4 protein-coding genes are annotated in these 4,157 nt (G+C 72.4%); all 4 read left to right on the top strand.

Features of this window, described 5'->3' with window-relative positions; genetic code table 11:
- Positions 1-305 (top strand): winged helix-turn-helix domain-containing protein (locus DQW85_RS26610; RefSeq protein ID WP_162795400.1); only part of this gene is annotated, 305 nt, incomplete at its 5' end.
- Positions 302-1,489 carry a sensor histidine kinase gene (locus DQW85_RS26605; RefSeq protein WP_113702669.1) on the top strand — a complete coding sequence of 396 codons (1,188 nt, stop codon included), beginning with the start codon at positions 302-304 and terminating at the stop codon, positions 1,487-1,489. The genes DQW85_RS26610 and DQW85_RS26605, both read left to right, overlap by 4 nt.
- Positions 1,490-1,759: 270 nt before the next feature.
- Complete coding sequence (locus DQW85_RS26600) at positions 1,760-2,419, top strand: lysophospholipid acyltransferase family protein (protein ID WP_240197441.1); 660 nt, start codon at positions 1,760-1,762, stop codon at positions 2,417-2,419.
- 97 nt (positions 2,420-2,516) lie between these two features.
- Positions 2,517-4,118, top strand: a complete 1,602-nt coding sequence (locus DQW85_RS26595; protein WP_113702668.1) for a penicillin-binding transpeptidase domain-containing protein — start codon at positions 2,517-2,519, stop codon at positions 4,116-4,118.
- Positions 4,119-4,157: the final 39 nt, after the last annotated feature.

The raw sequence follows: 4,157 nt of genomic DNA, 5'->3' as shown, positions 1-4,157 counted from the left end.
GCCGCTCCCGGCGGGCGGGGCCGGGCGCGCTGGAGCGGGCCGGGGTCAGGCTCGACCCGAGCCGCCGCACGGTCAGCCGCGACGGGCGGGAGGTCGCGCTGAACCGCAAGGAGTTCGACGTGCTGCGCGAGCTGCTGCGGGCCGACGGCCGCCTGGTCACCTCGGCCGAGCTGCGCAGGAACGTCTGGGACGAGTACGCCGACGCGGCCAGCGGAGTGCTGCGGGTCACGCTCACCTCGCTGCGCAGGAAGCTCGGCGCACCCCCGGTGATCGAGAACGTGCCGGGCCGGGGATACCGGCTGTGAGCGGCGCGCGCCTGCTCCTCCCCTGGAACAGGCTGGGGCTGCGGATGCGGCTGACCCTCCTGTACGGCGGGCTGTTCTTCGTGGCCGGGTCGCTGCTGCTCTGGTCGACGTACCTGCTGACCGCGCGGGCCCTGACCGACCGGTTCGCCGGGGCCGGGATGAAGATCGTCACCGCGGGCCCGGCGAAGACACCCGGCGCCGCGGAGATGCCGGATCTCGACGTGCTGTTCCAGCGGGCGCAGGTGGACGTCAACAAGCGGGCCGAGGGCGTGCTGGAGGAGATGCTGCGCTCCTCCGTTGCGATCATGGTCCTGATCGGCCTGGTCGCGCTGCTGCTCGGCTACCTGGTGGCCGACCGGGCGCTGCGCCCTCTGGACCGGGTCACCGAGACGGCCCAGCGGCTCTCGGAGAGCACGCTGCACGAGCGGATCGCGCTGAACGGCCCGCCGGACGAGGTCAAGCGGCTGGCCGACACGTTCGACGCGATGCTGGACCGGCTGCACCGGGTCTTCGACGGCCAGCGGCGCTTCATCGCCAACGCCTCCCACGAGCTGCGCACCCCGCTGGCGATCAACCGGACCGTGCTGGAGGTGTCGCTGGAGGAGCCGGCCGCCTCCGAGGACCTCAAGGCCCTGGCGCGGGCCCTGCTGGGCACCAACGCCCGCTACGAGCGGCTCATCGAGGGCCTGCTGCTGCTGGCGCAGTCCGAGCAGGAGCTGGACACCCGCAAGACCGTCGACGTCGCCCAGGTGGCGGGCACCGTCCTGGAACAGATCCGGTTGCAGCGGCGCCGGCGCCCGCTCACCGTCCACCAGGACCTGGTCCCCGCCCTCGCGCTGGGCGATCCGCTGCTGCTGGAGCGGTGCGTGTTCAACCTGGTCGAGAACGCGGTCAAGTACAACGTCCGCGACGGCCAGGTCTGGGTGCGGCTGCGCCAGGAGGACGGCTGGGCGGTCGTCACGGTGGACAACACCGGGCCGGCCGTCCCGCCGTACGAGGTGGAGGACCTGTTCGAGCCGTTCCGGCGGCTGCAGGGCGACCGGGTGCGCTCGGCCCGCGGCGCCGGGCTGGGACTGTCGATCGTGCGGGCCATCGCCGACGCGCACGGCGGCGCAGTGACGGCGAGCGCCCGCCCCGAAGGCGGCCTGAGCGTCACCGTACGGCTGCCCCGCCCCGGATCCTGAGCCACCCGGCCCCAAATCTGACCGAATCTTTGGGGCCAGTGGAATACGGATCACCGGATGTCCGTTAGAGTCGAATGGCCGATGTGGTCTGTGTCCCCCGGGCCGCAAATTACCGCCTTCACGGAATACCGTTCGGCTGGAGCCGTGTTGTGCATCTCGCCGAGGAGGCGACCGCCACATCGGCCTCAAAGCTTTCCAGGCGCTCCGGCTCCCGCCGGGGCGCCTGCCTTATGGTGGGGTGGCCGACCGACGATCTGCCAGGAGAGCCTGTTGCTGTACCAAGTGGTCAAGTTCGCCGCCACACCGCTGACCCATGTGATGTGCCGGCCCCACATCTCCGGGGCGGCTCACGTGCCCAGGACGGGCCCCGCGATCCTGGCTGCCAACCACCTGTCCATGCTCGACTCGTTCCTGCTGCCCGCGCTGCTGCCGCGGCACGTCACCTTCGCCGCCAAGAACGAGTACTTCAACGGCAACCCCGTCTCCGGGTGGTTCATGCGCCTGGGCGGCAGCCTGCCCACCGACCGCGACAGCGCCCACGCCGCGCAGACCATGCTCAACGCCGCGTCCGACCTGCTCGAACGGGGCGAGCTGTTCGGCATCCACCCCGAGGGCACCCGCTCTCCCGACGGCCGCCTCTACCGCGGCAAGATCGGCGTCGCCTGGCTGACGCTCAAGACCGGCGCCCCGGTGCTGCCGGTCGCGCTCAAGGGCACCGAGAAGGTGCTCCCGGTCGGCGCCAAGGTGCCGCGCCCGTCCAGGATCGGCATCACGATCGGCGCGCCGATGAGGTTCGAGGGCGACCACAGGAACGCCCGCGACCGCCGCCGGGTCACCGACGAGATCATGGCGGCCATCCAGAAGCTGTCCGGCCAGGAGTACGTGCCGACCTACGCGGCCAGCTACAAGGCCGCGCGGGGCCTGTCGTAGCCCTCGCTCGGCGCCGTGCATGGTCAAGCACAGTCAAGATTGTTGGCTAGGCTCGGGCACGTCCAGCAAGCGCTGCCGACGACCAGGGGGCTGACCAGTGGCGCGTGGCCGTACCATCGCGATCGTCTCGGGCGTGACCGTGCTGGTGGTGGGGGCCGCCGGCGGCGGCGCCTACTACCTGCTGCGCACCAGGGGCACGCCCGCCGAGACCGCGCAGCGCTTCGCCGCCGCCTGGCAGGCGGGCGACACCGCCGCCATGAGCGCCCAGCTTGCCGCGCCGCAGCCGCTGACCGCCTACGAGCAGATGCGCACCGGTCTGGCCGTGGAGTCCACCAGGATCCAGCTCGGCCGGGCCACGGAGACCGACGGCCGGGCCCGCGTCCCCTACACCGCGACGTTGCGGCTGAAGAACGTCGGCGAGTGGACCTACCAGGGCGCCCTCGACCTCCGGGTGGCCGACCGCGCGTGGAAGGTCGCCTGGACGCCCGCCGCCCTGCACCCGTCGCTGACGCCCGGGGCGGCGTTCCAGCTCAAGACGCGCTGGCCCGAGCGCGCGAAGATCACCGACGCCGACGGCGGGCGCATCGACACCGGCACGGTCGGCGGGTCGGTGCAGCAGCTGGTCGGCTACCTCGACAAGGCGACCAAGAAAGACGTCGCCAGTCTCGGCGCGTCCTACAAGACGGGGCAGAGCATCGGGCGGGCCGGCCTGCAGGCGACGTTCCAGAAGCAGCTCGCGGGCACGCCGGCGACCGAGATCCAGGTGGGCGGCAAGACCCTGCACACCATCGAGGGCACCGCCGGCAAGGAGTTGAGGACCAGCCTCGATCCCGGCGTCCAGGCCGCCGCCATCGCGGCGGTCAAGAACGTCGAGAAGCCCACCGCGCTGGTCGCGATCGAGCCGGGCACGGGCGAGATCCTGGCCGTGGTCAACAGCCAGGGCGGTTTCAACCGGGCGCTCGACGGCCGCTACGCGCCCGGCTCGACGTTCAAGGCGGTGACCGCCATCGGGCTGCTCGCCGAGGGCGTCTCACCGCGGGAGACCGTGACCTGCCCCAAGTACGCGACCGTGGGCGGGCTCAAGATCCGCAACTCGGACAAGGCGGAGTACGGGTCGCTGTCGTTCCTGGACTCGTTCGCCCACTCGTGCAACACCACGTTCGCGCCGCTGGCCGAGCGCCACCTCGGCGCCGACAAGCTGCTGGCGACGGCCGAGAAGGTGGGCTTCAACCAGCCGCTGGCCATCGGCGTGCCCGCCACCAAGGCGAGCTTCCCCCGCGCCCAGTCAGGCGCCGAGCTGGCCGCCGAGTCGTTCGGGCAGGCCAGGATCACCGCCAGCCCGCTGTCGATGGCGTCGGTGGCCGCCGCCATCGCCGACGGCACCTGGCGCCCGCCGACGCTGGTGCCCGGCCGCAAGCAGAAGGTGGCCGAGCAGCCGCTGCCCGACGGGGTCAAGGACGACCTGCACGCCATGATGGCCGCGGTCGTCACCAAGGGCACGGCCAAGGCGGCCGGCCTGCCGGCGGGCACCCGCGGCAAGACCGGCACGGCCGAGTACGGCACGGGCGAGAAGCTCGACTCCCACGCCTGGTTCATGGGGTTCAAGGGGGACGTGGCGTTCGCGGTCGTGGTGGAGGGCGGCGGTGGCGGCGGCAAGGTCGCCGCCCCGATCGCGGCCACCTTCCTGCGCCACCTCTGACCCGCCGCCCCGCGGGCCGTCACGCAGGCCGGCGGGGCG

The sequence above is a fragment of the Nonomuraea lactucae genome, assembly GCF_003313395.1.
Lineage (GTDB): Bacteria > Actinomycetota > Actinomycetes > Streptosporangiales > Streptosporangiaceae > Nonomuraea > Nonomuraea lactucae.
The sequence above is the reverse complement of the archived record's forward strand: the minus strand, read 5'-3'. Positions and strand labels throughout refer to the sequence as shown.